Origin of the sequence: Nocardia vaccinii NBRC 15922 (assembly GCF_001613305.1) — a bacterium.
GTDB classification, from domain to species: Bacteria; Actinomycetota; Actinomycetes; order Mycobacteriales; family Mycobacteriaceae; genus Nocardia; species Nocardia vaccinii.
This window is the reverse complement of sequence record NZ_BDCC01000029.1, coordinates 1-20,777: the sequence shown is the minus strand read 5'-3', so window position 1 is coordinate 20,777 and position 20,777 is coordinate 1. Positions and strand designations below refer to the sequence as shown.

Sequence of the window (20,777 nt, the reverse complement as noted above, 5' to 3'; positions counted from 1 at the left end):
CTACGAGACCGAACATCCCGTAGTGCGCGTACACCCCGAGACCGGTGAACGAGCGCTGCTGCTGGGACATTTCGTGAAACGCTTCGTGGGCCTGAACAACACCGAATCCCAGGCGCTCTTCCGGCTGTTCCAGGATCGGGTCACCCGGCTCGAACACACCACCCGCTGGAACTGGTCGCTCGGCGACGTCGCGATCTGGGACAACCGCGCCACCCAGCACTACGCCATCGACGATTTCGATGGCGCCCAACATCGCAAACTGACACGTATCACTCTCGCGGGTGACATCCCGGTCGGTGTCGACGGGAAGACCAGTACGGTGATCGCCGGTAACGCCGAGCACTACTCGGTGGTCGAACAGGCCGCCTGAGCCCGAGATCGCCCGACGGCCGGGTCACAACAGCGAATCCTTATAAGCTGCTGTGACTTTCGGCCGTTATAGCAATTGCTCGGTAGGCTGGCACGCGGGTCGGGGCCCCTGAGAGGAGTCCTGTCATGAGTGCCCCCAAGGCCGGAGATGCCGCCATCCCGGTCGATCGAATCCGAAGTCGCCGGTGGGCATCTGCCGCTCTGCTCGTGACCCTGCCGACCGCCGCGGTGGCGTTGACGGTGGTCGCGCAGGCGCAGACGCCGACGGCTGCGACCCCCTCCCCGCCGCCACCGATCGTCACCACCACACCGGTTCTCCCGCCGCTGCCGACCGCGCCTCGGCCGCCCACCATCGAGCCTCCGAAAGTTCCGTCTCCGCCGCGGGTGACTCCCGCCCCACCACGCACGACTCCCACCCCACCACGCACGACTCCCACCCCACCACCGGTGAGCACACCCCCGGTGAACTGCGGTGTGCCGCCGTGCAGCCCGGACGGCTACGGTGTGGACGGTTTCAACCAATTCGGATATGACCGTTGGGGCTACGACCGCTCCGGATACGACCACTCTGGTTACGACCACTCCGGCTACAACCGCTCCGGATACGACCGCCGTGGGCACAGCCGAGACCACACCCCGCCCGCACCGGCCCCATCCCCGCCTCGCCCTCCACTGCCGTTCACCGGTAGCGCCGGGCTGTAGGGACGCGCGCCCCGGCTGGTTGAATCGATGCCATGGAGATTCGGCCGCTCGACGGAGTGCGGGTACTGGAGCTGGGCAATTACATCGCGGCGCCGACCGCGGGACGGATTCTCGGCGACTTCGGCGCCGAGGTGATCAAGGTCGAACGGCCGAAAACCGGTGACGAGCTGCGTAATTGGCGGCTGTACGGCGGGAACACCTCGATGCTGTACCGGACGGTGAATCGGAACAAGAAGTCCATCACCCTGGATCTGCGGTCCGAGGCTGGCCGGGCGATCGTGCTGGATCTGGTCTCCCGGTCCGATGTCCTGCTGGAGAACTTCCGACCCGGCATGCTGGAGAAGTGGGGGCTGGGCCCGCGGGAGTTGAATGCGGCCAATCCGAATCTGATCCTCACCCGGATCTCCGCCTACGGTCAGACCGGGCCGCTGGCACAGCGGCCCGGATTCGCGGCGGTGGCCGAGGCCGTGGGCGGCCTGCGCGAACTGGTCGGCGACCCCGATCGGCCGCCGGTGCGCGTGGGCGTGTCCATCGGCGATTCGATCGCCGGGATCTACGCCGCCTTCGGCACCGTGATGGCGTTGTTCCAGCGCGAGCGGTCGAACGAGTCGATTCCGTTGCCGCACCGCTTGATCGACGTAGCGCTGAACGAGTCGATCCTGTCGGTGATGGAATCGCTGGTACCCGATTACTACGCCTACGGCATCGCTCGCGAACGGGTCGGCGGCCGGATGGAGGGCATCGCGCCCAGTAACGCCTACCCGTGCTCGGACGGGTTCAGCATCATCATCGGCGGTAACGGCGATGCCATCTTCCAGCGTTATATGCAGGTCATCGAAAGGCCCGATCTGGCTGCCGATCCAGAACTGGCCGACAACGCCGGTCGCTGGAAACATCGCGAACGCCTCGATGCCGCCATCTCCGAATGGACGCGCGCCCGTACTCGCGACGAAGCGCTGGCGATTCTGGAGAGCGCGGGCATCCCATCCGGCCCGATCTACACCGCAGCCGATATCACCACCGACGCACAGTACCTGTCGCGCAACATGATTCAGCACTTTCCGGTGGATGTCGGCGAACCCGAGCCGAAGCAGGTGGGTTTCACCGGCATCGTGCCGGTGATCGGCGACACGTCGCTACCCATCCGCAGTGTCGGCCCGGATCTGGGCGAGCACACCCACGAGGTGCTCGCCGGACTGCTGGGCATGTCGGACGAGCAGATCCGCGCACTGGAGGCGGACTGAAGCCGCGACGCCTGCGGGCATCAGGATCCGGCGCACCTCGATCCGATCCGCCGCGACCACCGGAGACTGGACAGCGGTCATCTCGATCGCCCGGGTGACCGCGGAGAAACTCTCTTCCGACATCGCGCTCAGTCCTTCGGCGTGCACCGGAGACCGGCCGCGCCCGGTAAGCACCCATATCGCCTTCAGCAGGCAACTCCCCCGGAAGGCTCACTCGGGCAAGCGATTCACCCGGCCGACAAGCCCGTACCGGCGGATGGTTCACCTGGCAGGCCGAGCCGCATGGTCAGGCCGTCGAGGATGCAGCCGAGGGTCCATTGGACCGGCTCGTCGGGCCCTGCACCGGTGCGCCCCCGGAACCAGCGGCCGAAGGCCGGATAACGGCCTTCCGCGAGAATCGGTTCCACGACGGGGCGGGCGGCGGCGGCCAGTTGGTCGTCGGTGTGCAGGCCGACGCGTACCCGCATACGTTGCTCATGCGCCAGTTGCAGTGCCGCGCCGAAGAGATGGCCGTCCACCGCACCGGTGATCAGCGACAGCTCGTCGGCGGTGCGACCGAGCGGTTCCAGCATCGCGAACCGGAAATCGAAGTAGCGCAGTGCATTCGGCCCCAAGGGCGGGCGGGTGTGCACGAGTTCGCCGAACCAGAGGTGGCGCAACAGCACCGCCCAGGTGTCCCGCGCGAGCTGTTCCAGGCCCGAACGCCAGTGCGCCACAGGCTCATCGGGCAGCGGTATCTCACCGTAGACGGCGTCGATCATCAGATCCACCAGACCGTCCTTACTGCCGACGTAGCGATACAGCGACATCGGGGTCGACGCACCCACGGCCGCGGCGACGCGGCGCATGGTCAGGCCGGGTGCACCCTCGGCATCGGCGATCGCCAGGGCCGCGCGCAGGATGCCCGCGCGGCTCAGACTGGTCGTCGGCCTGCCGGGTGGTTCGGGCAGGGTCCAGATCAGTGGGCCCGGAGCCTCTTCGGCCATTGCACCTCCTCGAAAATCCGTCCCTTGCCCGGCATTCAACCATTGGTGTACAACGTACATATGATGTACGAAGTACACGAGCCGCGGGTGCTGATCGTCGGCGGCGGACTCGTCGGCCTCACGGCCGCGCTGTTCCTGCAGTACCACGGTGTGCCGTCAGTACTGGTGGAGCGGCGCGCGAGCACATCCCCGCAACCCAAGGCCCGGCGAATCAACATTCGCACCATGGAATTGTTCGACCAGATCGGCATCGGCGAGGCGGTCCTGGAAGCGGCGCGCGATCTGGCCGCCCATCAGGCCATGGCCGCCGGGCCGACGCTCACCCACGCCGGCCGCCTGCCCTTCACACTGCCGGGCGGCGTTCCCGACTGGGCCGCCATCACCCCGTCCACAGCCTGTCTGTGCGCGCAGGATCTGCTCGAGCCGACCCTGCGCGCGCTGGCCACCGAGCGCGGCTGCGATATCCGATTCGGCGTCGAATGCACCGAATTCACCCAGGACGCAACGGGTATCGCGATGACGCTGCGCAGCGCCGATGGAGATATCCGGCGGATACAAGCGAGCTATCTGATCGCCGCCGACGGGGCCGCGAGCCCGATCCGGGAACGCCTGGGCATCCCGCGCAGTGGTCGTGGCGCCCTCGGCCGGGCGGTGAACGTCTATTTCCACGCCGAGTTGTCCCATCTGGTGCGGGGCCGCGAATTCAATCTCTGCCAGATCGAGAACGATCGCGTACCCGGCGCATTGATGTCCGTGGACGGTGCGCGCCGATGGATCTTCAGCAGCTCGCGCGATATCGACCGCCCGGTGCGAGACTGGCCGCAGGCGTTGCGGATCGCGATCGGCGAACCGGATATCGATATCGAGGTGGTCAGCGTATTGCCTTGGGAACCAGGGATGTTCGTCGCGGACCGATATCGCGAGGGCAGGATCTTCCTGGCCGGTGACGCCGCCCACGTGATGCCGCCATATGCGGCAGCGGGCGCGAACACCGGCATCCACGATGTACACAACCTCGCCTGGAAGTTGGCCGCGGTACTGCGCGGCGACGCCGGGCCCGGCCTACTGGATACCTACCAGGCCGAACGTCATCCGGTCGGTTGGTTCACCGCCGACCAATCCAGCATTCGTAGCGGCGATCTGCGCACTATGGCCCACCACTCGACCGACGGCACACCCCTGGCCGATCCCATCGCCATGATCCTCGGTCAGCGCTACCCGTCCGGGGCCTTCATCGACGACCACAGCGCGCACACTCTGACACGCCTGGATCTGACCGGGCAGCCGGGCACTCGGGTGCCACACCTGCCCCTACCCGACGGCCGCTCCACCCTGGACCTCACCGGCCGCGGATTCGCGCTGCTCACCGGCCCGCACGCGGGGCCTTGGCAGTCAGCGGGACGATCGCCGGTTCCACATGGCACCTGGAGTGAAAACGTCTGCCCGGCAGTGGATATCGCTTGCCCCGACGCACCACCAGTCCGAATACGCGCACCGTATCGACGCGTGCCCTTGCCCGTTCATACGCTGGACGAAACCCGGTGCGCAGCAGTGGGTATCACCGCCTCTGGCGCGCTGCTGCTACGTCCTGACCAGATCGTCGCATGGCGTGTCCCGACCGCACCCGCGGAGCCCGCGACGGCACTCGACTCGGCGCTCGATCGAATCCTGGCCGGACAGCAATAGCACTGTGCGCCAACGCTGCAACGGCCGACAGGCGGTGAATCCGAACTCGCGCCATCACGGTCCGGACGGAATCCGCCCGACGCCCACGGTGGGCGTCATCCGCACACCAGCCGACGTCGGGCGGGTAATTCCTTATCGCCCAGCGGATTTCCGCAGGCGCTCAGCAAACCGCGCGTTCAGGCCGATCCGTGCGCATCGGCCCTGAGCTTCAACAGCACCAATCCGGCGGTGCTGGCGAGGATCAAGCCTGCGACGGTGACCAGGACGCGCAGGTCGACAATGCCCATCACGGCTCCCGCCATGCCGCCTGCGAAGATCACCCAGGCCACGAGGCGCGAGACGATCGCCCAGACGGAACGCGCGGATTCGGCTGTGGCCGAATCACTCTGGGGCGCCGCGCCCAGGGGGGTCGTCGAGAAAGCTCCCATCACCACTCCTCGATGACGCCGCCGGAGCCGTGAATCTCACGGTTCCCCCGGCATATTGGAGGCGTCTCACGTGTAACTTTGCCCACACGCTACGGCTCCGTTGCCAAATCTCCACCCGACACGCGTACAACACGCCGAAGTTATCGTTTCGTTATCTGAACCAGAGTCGTTTGACAAAACGGGTCGGTATCTTGCCGTCCGGCACGCTCATCTGGCCCCGACCCCTGCACTCGGATAATGTGAGGCCGACTCGAGAACAATTGAGGAGCTAGTCACCCATGCACGGCAGTAGGGCGGAGTCGGGGGATAACGCCGAGGACATCCCGCACCGCCTGACGGCCAAGGTGGCGGGTCCGGCGATCGCCGCGGGCGCAATCTCATTGGGGCTGGTGCTGATCGGAGCATGTGGACTCGGGCAGCACGACGTCTACGTCGCACCGCCGCCGCTCAGCGCGGACGGACAGGTCGCCACGGGCACCCGGGCGGCGAGCGCGACCTCCTACGTCGTGGTCATCCCCCCGTCGCCGTCCTGGCATATCGCGGCCAAGACGACGCCCCGCCCCACCTCGACCACCTCGCCATTCCCGTCCTACCCGGCCGATATGCCGGCTCCTCCGGTCGATACGACGACGGAAACCACGGACCCATTCGACGAGCAGACCTTCGATACCCCGTCCTACGCCACCCCGCCGACGACCACGATCGACCCGTTCAACGAGAGCACGACCACCACAGCGGTGACGACCGATCCGCAATACCCCCGCCACCGGTTGCCGTCCGAGGAAGGCGACAACTGACGCGGAACGGCCGTCACCGCGGTGGCGTTACAGCTCGACCAGGTCGTATTCGCCGAGCCGATCGGTCAGTACCCGCAGATGTTCGAATCCGCCACCGAACGTGTGCTCGATGGCGGTGAGCCGCGCGGCATAGTGGCTGACCGGATACTCGGTGGTGATGCCGATACCGCCGTGCATCTGGATCGCCTCCTGGCCGATATGCCTGGCCGACCGGCTCACCTGCAGGCGAGCCCGTGAGGCCACGGCCGGATCGGGTTCGTCGTCGGTGAGCGATGCGGTGGCGTACAGGCTCATGCTGCGGGCCAGTTCCAGCGAGACGTACATGTTCGCCGCACGCTGGGTGAGCGTCTGGAACTTCGAGAGCGTGACCCCGAACTGCTTGCGGGTCTTCAGATAATCGGTGGTCAACCGCAACGCCTCGGCCATCGCGCCGACCGACTCCGCACACAGACTCGCCTGCGCCTGCGCGATCTGCGCCGCGATGGCCGCCGAGGCGTCGCCCGCCTCGCCGAGCAATTCGGCCGGCGCCGAGTCGAATTCGATCTGCGCACCGCGCAGGCCGTCGAAGGTGCGGTACGGCGTGCGAGTCGCGGCATCGGCCGTCACCAGGAACAACCCGGTGCCGCCGCCGGGCGGCGTCGCACTGACGACCAAGAGGTCCGCGCAATCACCGTGCGGCACCGGATTCTTCACGCCCGTGATCCGGTAGCCGTCACCGTCGGCCACCGCGGTGACCGCCGAACCGGTTGCGGGCCAGCGCGTACCGGGCTCGTCGTGGGCGAAGGCGAGAAGTGTCGCGCCGGAGACGACCTCGGGCAGCACCCGAGTGCGCTGTTCGGACGTGCCCACCCGGGCGATCAACCCGCCGGGCAGCAGCACCGCATCCAACAGCGGTTCGGGCGCGAGCCGGCGACCGATCTCCTCCATGACCACCATGGTCTCCACCGGGCCGGCGCCAACACCGCCGTCCTCCTCGCTGAAACTCAGTCCCAGCACGCCCAATTCGGCCAGCTGACCCCACACCTCGCGGCTCCAGCCCAGCTCGGTGTCGATCACCTTCAGCCGGGACTCCGGGTCGTAGCTGCGGGCCAGCAAGTCGCGAACCGTGTCGCGCAGCAGCCCCTGTTCATCGGTGAGTTCGAAATCCATGGCTGCGCCTCACAATCCGAGGATGGTGGAGGCGATGATGGTGCGCTGCACCTCGCTCGATCCTCCGTAGATGGTGGTCTTGCGGAAGTTCAGATAACCCGGACCGCTGCGCTGCGCCCAATCGGGCGACGCGATGGCCTCGGCGTTCACCGGCAAGGAGTCCGGGCCCGCGATGTCCAGGAGCAGCTCGGTCGCGGCCTGCTGCAGTTCCGACCCACGCAGTTTGAGAACCGAGGAGACCGGATTCGGTTTGCCCTCGGCCGAATTAGCCACCACGCGTAGCAGGGTCAGCTCCAGGGCCAGCAGCTCGTTCTCCAGCTCGGCCACCCGCGCGCCGAACACCGGATCCTCGAGCAGCGTGCCCGAGCCGATCTTCGTCTGCGCCGCATACTCTTTCGCGACCGCGAGCTTGACCTTGGTGCGACCGACACCGGTGATGCCGGTGCGCTCGTTGCCGAGCAGGAACTTCGCGTAGGTCCAGCCCATGTTCTCCTCACCGACCAGCTGATCGGCGGGCACTCGGACGTTCTCGAAGAAGACCTCGTTGACCTCGTGATGTCCATCGATCAACTTGATCGGGCGGATCGTCACACCGGGGGTGTTCACATCGAACAGCAGCATCGAGATGCCCGCCTGCTTCTTGGGCGCGTCCGGATTCGTGCGCACCAGGCAGAAGATCCAGTCGGCGTACTGGGCCAGCGTGGTCCAGATCTTCTGGCCGTTGACGATGTAGGAGTCGCCGTCGCGCACCGCGGTGGTGCGCAGCGAGGCCAGGTCCGAACCGGCGTCGGGCTCGGAGAAGCCCTGGCACCACCAGATGTCCAGGGCGGCGGTCGGCGGCAGGAACCGCTCCTTCAGCTCCGGCGAACCGAACTGGGCGATCACCGGGCCGATCATGTTGGCGTTGAAGGTCAGCGGCTCGGGCACACACGCCAGCTGCATCTCGTCTTCCCAGATGTGACGCTGCAGCGGCGTCCAATCCTTGCCACCCCACTCGGCGGGCCAGTTCGGCACCGCGAGACCGTTTTCGTGCAGGATCTTGTGCGCTGTCACGATATCGTCACGGGAGAGTTCCCGGCCGTATTTCACCTTGTCCCGGATCTCGGCCGGAATTTCGGTCCGGTAGAACTTGCGCAGTTCATCCCGGAAGGCCACCGCATCGGGTGCCAAAGCAAGTTTCATGGGCGTCTCCCACCGTGTTGGTTTTCCGGACTCAAACCTACTCCCCAGTAATCCAGCGCTGTCGGATGGATCACAGCAGCGCCATTCCTCCCGTTCGACCGGTCACGCCCGGTCCACACCACTCGACCGGCCGCCAACTGGTAGGTTGCTCCGGAAGCAGGCTGCGGCCGTCCGGCTGAACGGGCGGATTCGGCGGCCGACCGGTTCACGATCAAGGAGTACGACGAGTGAACGGCAGGATCATCGCGCGTCTGGCCGCGCTCGCGGCTTGTACCGCAATCGGTACCGCGACCGCATTCGGCACCTCCACCGCAGCGCCCAGTGCGACCGACACCGCGATCGATCACCTGACCACGGCCGTCGGCTCCGATGCCGCGGCGAGGAAAGCGGTGCGGACCCTGGCCGAATCCGCGCATCTGCTGACCGCCGCCAAACTGGATCACATCGCGGGAGCGTTCCAGCCGTTCTGGTTCTCCTCGCCCACGTTCGGCTGTCCCGGCAACCCGGTCACCATGACCGTCGCTTCGGGCGTCGCCGGATCCAACGGAGCGGACAACGGCCTGCACGGCGGCTACGGCACGCTGCGTTTCCAGGCCACGCCCGCAACCCCCGGCTACGCCACCGGCTCGGGCCTGAGCGTCGCCTGGCTCAATACCGGCAACGGCCGTAGCGGCGTCAGCCCGCTCGACGATATGACCCAGTATCGCCTGCCCGGTCTGTCCAAGACGGTCGCGACCGGCCCCGGCACCGTCGTCGCCGCGCTCTGGGGCACCATGACCTACCCCGGCGGCACCTGCGTCATCACCCCCACGGTCGGCGCCTTCACCGTCTACAACGCCCCCGCCCCCAACTTCAACGCCCCCATCCCCGACCCCACCACCCCGGCGGCCCCGGCTCCCAAGCCAGCCCCGAACCAAGCGGTCCCCGGCGGCATCCCCTCGGGCCCGCACAGCGCGCGGTAGTCCGCGCCCCCAACCGCGCCAACCGGATGCGGTCGCGGGGCGCTCGCCGATAACGCCATGCGGTGTTCCATGGGCCGAGACGCGATGATTTCGCGGCACCGAACCCAGCCATCGTCACAGTGGCACCACACGTCATACCGCATCGCGTCACCGCGAACCGGAAAGCATTCTGCTCGTCACCGCGGTGTGCCGGACGACGACGTCCACGCAACTACTGATGTCGCGAGAACATCGGTAACTCCCTGGGAACGCACGGAAAGCAACCGATCTCCCAACCGTCGGCCCGAAACGCAAGCCTCCCGGCACCCGACCACACGCCGAAGTCCCGGAGAGGCGGAGGAACGCTCAGGCGCGGGGCTTGCGGCGGTCGAAGCGTTTGGGTTCGCGACGGGGCCCGCGGGCCAGGGGGCGGTGTCCGGGCGGGCCCTGGTCGAGCTGAAGTTGGATCAGCACGCCGCTGATCCTGGTGCGACGCAACGCTTCCAAGGTTTCCGGGGGTAGGTCCGCCGGTAACTCGACGAGGCTGTGATCCGGCCGGATGCTGATGTGACCGAAATCGCTGCGGCGCAGGCCGCCCTCGTTCGCGATGGCGCCGACGATCGCGCCGGGCACCACGCGGTGACGTTTGCCGACGGCGATGCGGTAGGTCGCCATATCCGCGCCGGTGCTGCGATGTTTGCTCGGCCCGGCCGGGCGACGGTCCTCGCGCTCGTCGAACGTGCGCGGAACCCGTTCGCGCCGTTGCCTTTCCGGCTCCGGTTCGGCTTCCATGAAGAAGTTGTCGCCGTCGTTCGAGGCGACCGCCAGAGCGGCGGCGATATCGACCAGCGGGATATTGTGCTCGGCCTCGTAATCCTCGATGAGCTTGCGGAACAACGCCAGATTGTCCGAGGACAGATTCTCGGTGATGGCGTCCTGGAATTTCACCACCCGCTGCGCGTTCACATCATCCACGCTGGGCAGCTGCATCTCGGTCAGCGGCTGACGGGTGGCGCGCTCGATCGCGTCGAGCAGACGGCGTTCGCGCGGCGCGACGAACAGCAGCGCCTCACCCGTGCGACCGGCGCGACCGGTGCGCCCGATGCGATGCACATACGACTCGGTGTCGTGCGGGATGTCGTAGTTGAGCACATGCGAGATGCGATCCACGTCCAACCCGCGCGCAGCCACATCGGTGGCGACCAGAATGTCCACCGCGCCGGACTTGAGCTGCCCGATGGTGCGCTCGCGCTGATTCTGCGCGATGTCACCGTTGATCGCGGCGGCCGAGTAGCCCCGCGAGCGCAGCTTCTCGGCCAACTCCTCGGTGGCCTGCTTGGTGCGCACGAAGATGATCATCGCCTCGAAGGATTCGACCTCGAGGATTCGGGTGAGCGCGTCGAGCTTGCGCTGGTAGGACACGTGCACCCAGCGCTGGGTGATATTGCTGGCGGTGGTCGTCTTGGCCTTGACCGTGATCTCGACCGGATCGTGCAGGTACTGTTTGGAGATCTTGCGGATCGCGCTCGGCATTGTCGCCGAGAACAGCGCGACCTGCTTTTCGGCGGGCGTATCGCGCAGGATGCGCTCCACATCCTCCTGGAAGCCCATCTTCAGCATCTCGTCGGCCTCGTCGAGCACCAGATACTGCAGCTGGGTCAGATCCAGCGTGCCGCGCTCGAGGTGATCGATCACCCGACCGGGCGTCCCGACGACGACCTGCGCACCGCGCCGCAGCCCCGACAACTGCACCGCGTAGTTCTGTCCGCCGTAGATCGGCAGCACATGCACGCTCGGCAGGTGCGCGGAGTAGCGGCCGAACGCCTCGGCCACCTGGATCGCGAGCTCACGGGTCGGGGCCAGCACCAGCGCACGCGGGCTCTTGGGCGGGCGGCCCTCCGTATTGGCCAGACCCATCAGGATCGGGATGGCGAAGGCGGCGGTCTTACCGGTGCCGGTCTGCGCCAGGCCCACCACGTCGGCCCCCGCGATGAGCGGGGGAATCGTGGCGGCCTGGATCGGCGACGGCGACTCGTAGCCGACGTCGGCGATGGCCGACAGAATGCGGTCATCGATGCCGAGATCGGCGAAGGACGGGTCGGCGGCGTCCCTCTCGTCGGACCGGGAATCGCTGTCGACCTCTGAGGTATTCATTGACCAGCAGTTTACTGCGTGCTGGTGGTCACCCCGACCATCGGGCCAATACGGTGAGACGTATGCAACCGCAGCAGCCGCCGACGCCGCCCGTCACCGTCACCGCCGGAACCGCCTCGACGCGACCGACCAGCAGCTCCGACACCTCGCCGCCCACGAAGGCGGTCGACGTCGCGGTGGTGCAGTTCGATCCCTACACCGACAAGGACGCCAATCTGGTGATGCTGCGCGACCATGTGCGCGCGGCCGCCGAACGCGGCGCGCGGGTCGTGGTCGCCCCGGAGTATTCGATGTTCGCGGTGACCCGGCTGGATCAGCGTGTGATCGACGCGGCCGAACCACTCACCGGGCACTATGTCACCGGCCTGCGCGGCCTGGCCGCCGAGTTCGGGGTGCACCTGGTCGCGGGTGTGGTCGAGACGGGCGGACCGTCCGGTCTGGTCTACAACACGCTGGTCGCCGCCGCGCCCGACGCCGAATTCGCGGCCGTCTATCGCAAGGTTCACCTCTACGACGCTTTCGGCTTCCGCGAATCGGACATCGTGCTGCCCGGCCCGATCACCACACCGGCGACTTTCACCGCGGACGGTGTCGTTTTCGGCCTGCAGACCTGTTTCGATCTGCGTTTTCCGGAGGGTTTCCGGCGTCTGGCCGCCGCCGGCGCGCAGGTGCTGCTCCTTCCCGCCCAATGGATTCCGGGACCGGACAAGGTCGAGCAGTGGTCGACGCTGCTGCGGGCGCGGGCCATCGAGAACACCGCCTATGTCGCGGCCGCCGACCATGCCGCACCGCGGGGTGCGGGCTGGTCGATGATCGTCGATCCGACGGGCATGGTGCTCGCCGAACTCGGCGAGGGCACCGGCATCGCCACCGCCCGAATCGAACTCGATCACCTGAACAAGGTCCGGACCTCGAACCCGAGTCTCGAGCTGCGGCGGTTCGGTGTCGACGAACTAAACTGACAGACACCATGATCTATCCCGATCGGATTGCCGCCGGTCGCTCGCTGGGTGGGTCGCTGATGCACCTGCGAGCGTCGAACCCGCTGGTGCTGGGATTGCCGCGAGGCGGAGTCCCGGTCGCGGCGGGCGTGCACGCGGTGATCGGCGGCGACGTCGACATCCTGCTCGTCCGCAAGCTCGGGGTGCCGTGGCAGTCGGAGCTGGCGATGGGCGCGATCGGCGAGGGCGGGGCGCGGGTGATCAACGAGGACGTCATCCGCCAGACCGGCGTCACCCCCGATCAACTGGCCGCCGTCGAAGACCAGGAACGTGCGGAACTCACACGGCGGCAACAGATTCTGCGCGGCGGACGGCCACGCATCGCACTGAGCGACCGCTCGGTGGTGATCGTCGACGACGGGATGGCCACGGGTGCGACGGTCGCGGTCGCCTGCCGGGTCGCCGAAATCTGCGCGCCGCGCCGGCTGACGGTGGCGGTGCCGGTTTCCTCGGTCGAGGCACTGCGCCGCGTCGGTGAACTGGCCGACGAGCTCATCTGCCCGCTGGTCCCCCGCGTCCTGGGCGGCGTCGGCGGGGCGTATCGGGATTTCCACCAACTCTCCGACGAGGAGGTCGTCGAACTGCTGCGCACCTCGGCCGCGCCGAACCGATCACCAGGTCCCGGCATCGGCGACGATGCGTTCGGCCGCGGTGAGCATCGGCCGTAGCGCGGCGGTGAACTCCTCCGCGGTCGCCGGGACGATATCGACCTCGGTGCGGGTGTGCACGGTGTAGCGGCCGTCACCGGCGACATCAATCCAGCACAGCACGCCCAGCGGGCGCAATTCACCGTTACCGCGGCGCGCGGAGACGATGATCTGCCCGATCCCGTCGCGGGGCTGTTTGAGCAGGCGGCGGATGCGGGCCGGGGCGGACGGGCCGGAGATCGGCACCGTGACCAGATCGCGGCTGTCCTCACGGACGCGGCCCACCGGGGCGGTGTAACGCGGCCCGGCACCGGCGACGTTCTCCGGGAGCATCGAGATCACCCGGGGTGCAAGGGATTTCGTATTACCGACGAACAATCGGATATCCGAACCACGGTCCGGTGTCACGCCCGCGCGCTGCGCGGCCACCACGGTGACATGTCCGGAGCCCGCGCCGAGCACCCGCACCGGCGGCGCGTCCGGCTCCGGCCCCTGCCTGCCGAAGACCTCGACCCGCACGTCGGGGCGGGCCAGCACCCGCAACGCCGCTTCCAAATCGGGATCGAGTGTGCGCGAACACCATTCGTTCAACTCGGGTAACTGTGCGGTACGTTCACCGCTGTCGCGAGCGGAGAGTCGAACGGCGAGCGGATACGGGATCCGGTCGCCGTCGGTGCGCTCCCAGGCCAGTGCGAACTGGTCGGGTGTGAGCGTCCATTTCACCGGCGGCGGCCCACCACACACTCGATACCCGGCACGGCCGTCGGCTCACTCGTCATCGTCGAGCCACTCGCCGACGACCGGCGGCGTAGTCGGATCCAAATGCCCGACCAGATCGGTCTCGGGTTCGGCGGGCTCGAGGTAGGTCGGATCGTCGAAGTCGGGGTAGTAGTCCTCGTCGTCCTCGTACTCGTCCTCCGGGGAACGCCGCGGCGGAACCGGGACGGTGTTACCCGGGCGGGTGGTATCGCCCATGGCGAATGCGCTGCCCGCGAGTCCGCCGACGATCCCGGCACCCATCCCGGACGAGACGTCGCCACCGCCGGAACCGTCACCGCTGCTGGAACCGTCGGCCCGGTCCTTGTGCTTGCTGTCGTTGTCTGCGCTCTGCGGCTTCGTGGACGTATTCTGCGGTTTGGTCGAGGTACTCCGCGGCTTCGCGGCCACCTGTGCGGGCGTCACCGCGGGGGCGGCCACCGAGGCGCCGGGAACGACCCGATCGGCTTGTGGCGCAACGGTATTAACTGAGGCGGTCGTGGCCGCGGGGAGTACGGCCGCGGGCGTCGTGGACGCGGCGGACGCGGACGCCGGGCTGGTCACCGAGGCCGGTGTCACCGCCGCACCGGCATCGGTGCGAGCCTGACCGGGCTGGGCTGCCTGCTGCTGGGACGGTTGATGGATCGTCGGATCCGACTGTGTCCCGGTAACTTTCGAACTGGGCGCGGGCGAGGTGGCCGGGCCCGCGGTATCGACGCCGGTACCCGGCGCGGTGACGCCGGGTTGCGGCGTGGTCTGCTGCTGGGTCGGATACATGCCCCCGACCGGAAAGCCCGGCACATTGTTGCCGGTCGGGATGAAGGCCCCGACGTAGACCGAATTCATCACCCGCACGACATCCAGGCGGACGTTCTCCGCCAGCTTCTGTGTTTCGGCATTCACGGTGGCGTGCTTGGGATCCAGCAGCGCGGCATCGAGATCCGTGGAGACCGAAACCGGGTGCGAAACCGAGGAGCGCAGCGTCTCGGCTGCGTCATTGGCCTGTCCGAGACGCCGGCCGACCTCGGACATCACATCGGCCAGATTCTGTCCCAGCGATTCGAATGCCTGCACGGCATTCGCGGCCAGTTGTGCCGCACTGCCGCGCCAGCCGTCGGCGATGGCCGCGCGAATCTCGGCATGTGCCTGCTGTACCGCGTCACTCATCGCACTGCCCGAACTCTGCCAGGTCTGGCGGCCCGCGGTGAGCACCTCCGGGTCGAGCGCCATGACGCCGCGGTAGATCTCGTCGTAGCCGAGGTGGTCGAAGACCTCGACGTTCGGCGCGTAATCCGGGTCTGCGTGCGAGGTTTCGACGGTCGTGCCGTCGCCGCTGATCTTATGCATGGCCGGCACCCACCACATCGCTGTTGGCCTTGCCGATGGCCGCGGCGATATCGGCATCGTGCTGGGTGTAGGCCGCGCCCGCGGTGCGCAGCGTCTGCGCGAGTTGACGGGCCGCGTCGGCGTACTGCCGCAGGTGTTCGAGTGCGTCGGCGGCCTTGCCCTCGAATCCGCGCTGCAGCGAGCCACCGGATTCGAACCCGCCGAAGCCGGGCAGCGCGGTGGCCGCGTGCAGCACCTTCATCTGCTGTTCCACCTGCTCGGCGAGGGTTTCGTAGCGGCGCGCACAGCGTTCGTGGATGCCCTCGGTGACCAGTACACCGTCCATCCACAGTTCACCGTCGTCGACCGCTTGTGTCAGGGCTGCCACATCGCTGCGCAGGTCCCCGGTCTCTTGTGATTGCACCGGTCCCCCTTTCTCGAACTCACTCCACAGGTGTGCGCACCGCGTTCGCGACCGCACTCTGTATCCACTCGGCGATGTCGGCGGTGACCCGCGCGTGCACCGGTTCGTGGAGCAAATCGTGCCCGGCATCGGTGTACTCGCGCAACCCTACAGATTGTTGACGCCCGGTCCAGTCGCGAATCGGATCGATGGGCGCGCGACGGTCGTCGACGCCGTGCAACGCCAGAACCGGTAGTCCTTCGCGCACAAGCGCATCGGGAGTCGCGGCACGCGCGGGCGTGCCGGTGAGTACGAGCCCGGCGCAGTCGGGCAGGGCGGGAAGCACGGCCAAAGCGGTGGCCGCACCGAGCGAGTGCCCCGCCATGATCAACGGCACATCGCGGAGTTCGGCGCGCAGCAGAGCGGCCAGCTGCAGTGCGTCGGCGGCGAGTTCGTCGATGGTGCCGGGGGTGAGCGGATCGCCCTCACTCAACCCTTGCCCGGCGGTGTCCAGTCCCCATACCTCGATGCGCTGCACGCCCAGTGCGCGGGCGAATCGGTGATAGTGCCCGGTGTGCTGCCCCGAGCCGGGCAGCCATTCCAGTACGGCCAGCGGTTGCCGCACCGGCCAGCGCCGATAGTGCAGCCGCCCGCGCGCGCCTTCGAAAAATGGCATACCGCAATCCTTTCACCGGCCGCACCTCTCCGCGCCGCACCCCCTGCACCTGCGGACACCCCATCCGACCACGCGAAACGGCCCGCGTCCCATACACTCGGATCGGGCCTACCGTCACGCGGGGGTGGGGCCGGCCCCTCGGCTGGCCGCGTTTCACTTCACGTGACGACACGCGCCGCGTACGCCACGCCGTGCGACCTCGAATGATTACGCTGTTGCGCGACTCGGCACGCAACGGTGCGTTCGCCCGGGGTTCGGGTGTCCCGAGACACAGGAGGGCCACGATTGATTCTGTTCGGTGATCGCGTCGTGTGCAGCACCGGTGACCTGGTGGAGGCGGCGCGCTGCGAGTTCGCGCTGCTGCGCGCGCTCGATGCCGAACTGGGCCTGGTACCGACGGTCGCGGATACCGGGTCAGCGCCCTATTCCCTGCCCATGACCAGCGCCGATGCCATCGATGCCGAACTCGACACCCTGCCGGTACCCATGGCCGAGGCCGCGGTCCGCATCGATCCGCCCGCCGAAGACGATCCCGCCGCGCTGGTTGCCGCCCTGGAGCGCGCCGATCGCCGGACAGTTGCCGCTCTGCGCGCGGGCGCGCCCGTGATCGCCGACGCACGGTTCTTCGACGGCGAGTTCACCATCGGCTGTGCCCTGCTGGTGCGAGCCGAACCCGAAGAACCCCGCCCCGCTCCGACCACACCGGCATTCGACGACGACTCCGTCGTCGACGGCGACGCCCTGGGCGCGACCGGGCCGGCGGGGCAGTTCTTTTCGGGCGCGGGCCCGAATACCGTTCCCGCCGCGAAGGACCCGCCGTACCACGCGACCACCGACCGGCCCCTCGAATACTCCACAGCCGACCACCTGCCCGGATACTCGACACCCGGCATCGCAGCCGACCGGACCCCGGAGCACTCGAAATCCGGTGCGAGAGCCGATGGACCGCGCGAACGACCGGCACACAGCGCTACAGCCGACCGGCCCCCGGAGCACTCGACACACGGTCCCACCGACCGGGCCCCGCAGGACGCGGTTCATGATGCGACGACCGACTCCGTCCCGCAGCACACGACACATGATGCGACAACCGACTCCGCCCCCCAGCAGGCGACACGTGAGGTGGCAACCAACCCGGCCCCGCAGTACTCGATACACGGCGTGGCGGGTCCGGGGTCGGTGATCGGTGCGCTGATCGAACTGGCGGGTTGCGCATATGCGTTGCAGCAGTACGGTTTCCGGGTGCATCCGTGGTTGCGGGTACGGCTGGCCGACGGGTCGGAAATGATCCACGATCTGTCGGCGGCAGCGGTGGTGTACCGAGCCCGGCGGGCGCGGCTGGCCACGATTCTGGCCGGAAAGCAGAACGAACTACTTCCGGTGCAGTGGGGCGATCGCCGCTACCTGGCCTGCGGCCACTGCCCCACCTGCACCGCGGAGCTGGTGGCCGGGCGTGATCTGCTGCTGGTGGCCGGCATGCGCCCGGGGGTGCGGGCACAGTTGCGCGATGCCGGTATCACCACCGTCGATCGTCTGGCAGCCGCCGATTCCGCGGTCACCGGCGTTGCGGCACATACCTTTTCGGCGCTGTCCCGGCAGGCCGAGGTGCAGTTGCGGCATGAGCGCACGGGCGCGGCGGTCTATACGGTGACCGATGCGGAGGCGCTGGGTGCGCTGCCGCTCCCCTCGCCCGGGGACGTCTTTCTCACCGTGACCGAGACGCCCGCCACAGCGGTGGGCGTCGGCGTGGCTCCGGCGCATCACGGCGAGGGCGGCGAGGACCCGGTGGTGCTGTTCCATGCCTTCGCCATCGCCGGAATAGATTCGGCCGACGAGGGTTTCGACGCCGCCGACGAGACGCCGGATCTCCTGGAATACCTCCTGGACCGCCAGGAACACCACCCCGGTATGCGGATCTACCACTATCGCTCGCCGGTCCGGCAGTTGCTGGCCCGGCTGTGCGTCCGGTACGGGGCGGATGAGCAGATCGTCGACGATCTGCTCGGATCCCTGGTGGACCTGTACCCGATCCTGCGGTCCGCACTGATCATCGGGCAGCGCTCCTACCGGCTGGCCGATCTGGCCGAGCTTTTCGACGGGAGATCCGAAACCCTCTGCGAGAACTTGGAATCGGAGTGCGCGCGCACCCTGCGCCTACGTGAATGGCTGCAACGGCTGGCCGCCGAACACGGGGTCCGCCCCCTACCCGAGACTCCGCGTCCGGAGACCGAACCGTTGCCCGCGGTCGAGGCGGCACTGCGCGAATTCGCCTTCGACTTCGACGAATCCCGCAGCGCCGCACAGCGAGCCGCGGCGCTCACGGCCGCGACCCTGGCCTATCACCGGCGCGAGCGACAACCGCTGCACTGGGCACACGAGGACCGCCTGCGGCGGCCGATCGCCGAATGGGACGACGCCCCCGGTGTACTCATCGCGGACTGGGGCACCGTGGACACCAAGTGGCACAGCACCGGAGAGCTGCCGATGCGTCGCTATCTCACGCTGACCGGACGTCTCGGCACCGGTGGCGCACCGCGTCCCGGGACTCCGGTGCTCACCGTCTACGACAGGCCCGTCCCTGGGATGGCGGCCACGCCCGGCCGGCGCGCGACCGCGCACGCCACCATCCTCGGCTGCTCGCTGGACGCCAATTTCGACGACGCCGTACGGGTCGAGGAGTTGTTGCCGCAGGGGTGCGAGCCCTACGACGAATTGCCGGTCGCGATCGTGCCGGGGCCGCCCGGCCAGGACGAGAACATCGCGGACGCACTCGAATCCGCGGCGCACGAACTGCTGGTGAGCCTGCCCGAGGTACCCGCGACGGCCGCGTTCGACCTGTTGCTGCGCCGTCCGCCACGCCTGCGCTCGGGTGCGGCGTTGCCGGAGGTGTTCGGTGATCACGCCGCGGCCGTCACCGCGGCGGTGCTCGATCTGGACGATTCCTACGTCGCGGTGCAGGGCCCGTCGGGAACCGGCAAGACCGATACCGCCGCACGTGTGGTGGAACGGCTGGTCACCCGGTACAAATGGCGCGTCGGAGTGGTCGCCCGGTCGCACTGGTCGGTCGAGCAGGTACTCGACGCGCTGGTGCGGGTCGGCGTACTACCGGAACTTGTCGCCAAATCCGAGACCCACGCGGTATCCCCGGAATGGCTGACCATCGAACCGAGCCGCTACCCGCGTTTCCTGGACAACGCCGTGAACGGCTGCGTGATCGGCGGTCTGCCAGGCGATTTCGCCGACGCCGCGCAGGTGCCGCCCGGTGCGCTGGATCTGCTGCTGATCGCCGACGCCGGGCACTTCTCGCTCGCCGACGCGATCGCGGTCGCGGGCAGCGCGCACAATCTGCTGCTGCTCGGCGATCCGGCCCCGCTGCCCGGGCACGGCATCCATCCCGAGCCGGTGCACGATTCGACCCTGGGTCGCCTGCTCGGTGAATTACCCACGCTCCCAGACGAATTCGGCTACTTTCTCGATCGCACCTGGCGCATGCATCCGCAGCTGTGCGGGCCGGTGTCCCGGCTGCGTTATGCCGGGCGGCTGCGTTCGAGCGAAACCGTCACTCTCGCACGTGATCTCGACGGAGTTCCGCCCGGTGTGCGGACGAAGCCGATCGAACATCACGGCAACAGCACCGAATCCGCGGAGGAGGCCCGCGAAATCGTCCGCGAGGTACGGAATCTGCTGGGTCTGCCCTGGCGGCAGGGCGCGGTGACGCGACGCCTGCACCCGCACGACATCCTGGTCGTCACCCCGTATCACGCCCAGGTCGCGCGCATCCGCAACCTACTGTCCCGGGCTCGCATCGAGGACGTCCTGGTTGGTACCCCCGAACGCCTGGCCGGTCGCGAAGCCGCGGTCGTCCTGGTCTCCATGACCACCTCCTCCCCCGCCGACGCTCCGCACGGCATCCGCACGCTGTTGTCCCGCCACTGGATCACCACAGCCGTCTCCCGTGCCATGTGGACCGCCATCATCATCCACTCGGCCCTGCTCACCGAGTACCTGCCGGACACCCCGGAACAACTCACCGATCTGGCCGCGTTCCTGGAACTCGCCGACCCACGCGGCGCTGACCACCGCACGCCCGAGCGCCGGTGACAGCGGCGAAGCGTCTCCGTCCCGCCGGAACTCGCCCGCGAAGCGATAGGTTCAGCAACGCCGACCCAAAGGTTTTCGGCACGGGCTCGTCGTTCAGCCCGCGAAACGCATAGGCCAAGCCCGAGTCACGACCACACAACAACAAGCCTCGAACACCGAAACCCGCCGAAGCGAAGCGAGGCGAAATGCCAACGCGCCCAGCGGCGAAGCGTCTCCGCCCCGCCGGAAC

18 protein-coding genes are annotated in these 20,777 nt (G+C 68.0%); 9 read left to right on the top strand and 9 right to left on the bottom strand.

Annotated features, from left to right (window positions below; all coding sequences use genetic code 11):
- From NV1_RS19565 to NV1_RS19560, 3 genes are all read left to right on the top strand, one after another.
- The coding region (locus tag NV1_RS19565) for a TauD/TfdA dioxygenase family protein (protein ID WP_169813355.1) at positions 1–370 on the top strand (370 nt) is incomplete at its 5' end.
- Positions 371–495: 125 nt separating this feature from the next.
- A complete protein-coding gene (locus tag NV1_RS43640) occupies positions 496–1,071 on the top strand; it encodes a hypothetical protein (RefSeq protein ID WP_157117150.1) in 576 nt (191 codons plus the stop codon).
- Positions 1,072–1,103: 32 nt separating this feature from the next.
- The gene (locus NV1_RS19560; protein ID WP_067893329.1) at positions 1,104–2,315 is read left to right on the top strand and encodes a CaiB/BaiF CoA transferase family protein; all 1,212 of its coding nucleotides are present in this window, start codon (positions 1,104–1,106) and stop codon (positions 2,313–2,315) included.
- 227 nt (positions 2,316–2,542) lie between these two features.
- On the opposite strand, the gene NV1_RS19555 is transcribed toward NV1_RS19560, so the two are convergent.
- A complete protein-coding gene (locus NV1_RS19555) occupies positions 2,543–3,301 on the bottom strand; it encodes a TetR/AcrR family transcriptional regulator (protein WP_067893327.1) in 759 nt (252 codons plus the stop codon).
- Positions 3,302–3,361: 60 nt separating this feature from the next.
- On the opposite strand from NV1_RS19555, the gene NV1_RS19550 reads away from it, so the two are divergent.
- On the top strand, positions 3,362–4,987 hold the full coding sequence (locus NV1_RS19550) for an FAD-dependent monooxygenase (protein WP_245713803.1): 1,626 nt from the start codon (positions 3,362–3,364) through the stop codon (positions 4,985–4,987).
- A gap of 176 nt (positions 4,988–5,163) precedes the next feature.
- Here the strand turns inward: NV1_RS19550 and NV1_RS19545 are convergent, their stop codons facing one another.
- The gene (locus NV1_RS19545) at positions 5,164–5,415 is read right to left on the bottom strand and encodes a hypothetical protein (protein WP_157117148.1); all 252 of its coding nucleotides are present in this window, start codon (positions 5,413–5,415) and stop codon (positions 5,164–5,166) included.
- A 278-nt stretch (positions 5,416–5,693) separates the two neighbouring features.
- Between NV1_RS19545 and NV1_RS19540 the strand changes: the two genes are divergently transcribed.
- Positions 5,694–6,212 (top strand): hypothetical protein, encoded by a 519-nt coding sequence (locus NV1_RS19540; RefSeq protein WP_067893323.1) that lies wholly within the window; start codon positions 5,694–5,696, stop codon positions 6,210–6,212.
- 27 nt (positions 6,213–6,239) lie between these two features.
- Here the strand turns inward: NV1_RS19540 and NV1_RS19535 are convergent, their stop codons facing one another.
- Together NV1_RS19535 and NV1_RS19530 are read right to left on the bottom strand one after the other, a co-directional pair.
- Positions 6,240–7,361, bottom strand: a complete 1,122-nt coding sequence (locus NV1_RS19535; protein WP_067893321.1) for an acyl-CoA dehydrogenase family protein — start codon at positions 7,359–7,361, stop codon at positions 6,240–6,242.
- A 9-nt stretch (positions 7,362–7,370) separates the two neighbouring features.
- Complete coding sequence (locus tag NV1_RS19530) at positions 7,371–8,543, bottom strand: acyl-CoA dehydrogenase family protein (RefSeq protein WP_067893319.1); 1,173 nt, start codon at positions 8,541–8,543, stop codon at positions 7,371–7,373.
- A 227-nt stretch (positions 8,544–8,770) separates the two neighbouring features.
- On the opposite strand from NV1_RS19530, the gene NV1_RS19525 reads away from it, so the two are divergent.
- Entirely contained in the window at positions 8,771–9,505 is a 735-nt protein-coding gene (locus tag NV1_RS19525) for a hypothetical protein (RefSeq protein ID WP_067893317.1), read from the top strand.
- 345 nt (positions 9,506–9,850) lie between these two features.
- Here NV1_RS19525 and NV1_RS19520 read toward each other — a convergent pair whose 3' ends face one another.
- On the bottom strand, positions 9,851–11,638 hold the full coding sequence (locus NV1_RS19520) for a DEAD/DEAH box helicase (RefSeq protein ID WP_067893315.1): 1,788 nt from the start codon (positions 11,636–11,638) through the stop codon (positions 9,851–9,853).
- Positions 11,639–11,700: 62 nt separating this feature from the next.
- On the opposite strand from NV1_RS19520, the gene NV1_RS19515 reads away from it, so the two are divergent.
- Together NV1_RS19515 and NV1_RS19510 are read left to right on the top strand one after the other, a co-directional pair.
- A complete protein-coding gene (locus tag NV1_RS19515; protein WP_084525537.1) occupies positions 11,701–12,600 on the top strand; it encodes a carbon-nitrogen hydrolase family protein in 900 nt (299 codons plus the stop codon).
- 8 nt (positions 12,601–12,608) lie between these two features.
- Positions 12,609–13,307 (top strand): phosphoribosyltransferase, encoded by a 699-nt coding sequence (locus NV1_RS19510; RefSeq protein ID WP_067893313.1) that lies wholly within the window; start codon positions 12,609–12,611, stop codon positions 13,305–13,307.
- On the opposite strand, the gene NV1_RS19505 is transcribed toward NV1_RS19510, so the two are convergent.
- From NV1_RS19505 to NV1_RS19490, 4 genes are read right to left on the bottom strand one after another with little or no spacing between them, the layout of a single operon-like run.
- Complete coding sequence (locus tag NV1_RS19505) at positions 13,251–14,009, bottom strand: ESX secretion-associated protein EspG (RefSeq protein ID WP_067893311.1); 759 nt, start codon at positions 14,007–14,009, stop codon at positions 13,251–13,253. The genes NV1_RS19510 and NV1_RS19505 overlap by 57 nt on opposite strands.
- 45 nt (positions 14,010–14,054) lie before the next feature.
- Positions 14,055–15,389 carry a WXG100 family type VII secretion target gene (locus tag NV1_RS19500; protein ID WP_157117146.1) on the bottom strand — a complete coding sequence of 445 codons (1,335 nt, stop codon included), beginning with the start codon at positions 15,387–15,389 and terminating at the stop codon, positions 14,055–14,057.
- Positions 15,382–15,792, bottom strand: coding sequence for a hypothetical protein (locus NV1_RS19495; RefSeq protein WP_245713802.1), 411 nt, complete (start codon positions 15,790–15,792; stop codon positions 15,382–15,384). The genes NV1_RS19500 and NV1_RS19495 overlap by 8 nt, the downstream gene beginning before the upstream one ends.
- A 19-nt stretch (positions 15,793–15,811) precedes the next feature.
- The gene (locus tag NV1_RS19490) at positions 15,812–16,447 is read right to left on the bottom strand and encodes an alpha/beta hydrolase (protein ID WP_067893307.1); all 636 of its coding nucleotides are present in this window, start codon (positions 16,445–16,447) and stop codon (positions 15,812–15,814) included.
- A 285-nt stretch (positions 16,448–16,732) separates the two neighbouring features.
- Between NV1_RS19490 and NV1_RS19485 the strand changes: the two genes are divergently transcribed.
- A complete protein-coding gene (locus NV1_RS19485; RefSeq protein ID WP_067893305.1) occupies positions 16,733–20,548 on the top strand; it encodes a bifunctional RecB family nuclease/DEAD/DEAH box helicase in 3,816 nt (1,271 codons plus the stop codon).
- Positions 20,549–20,777: the final 229 nt, after the last annotated feature.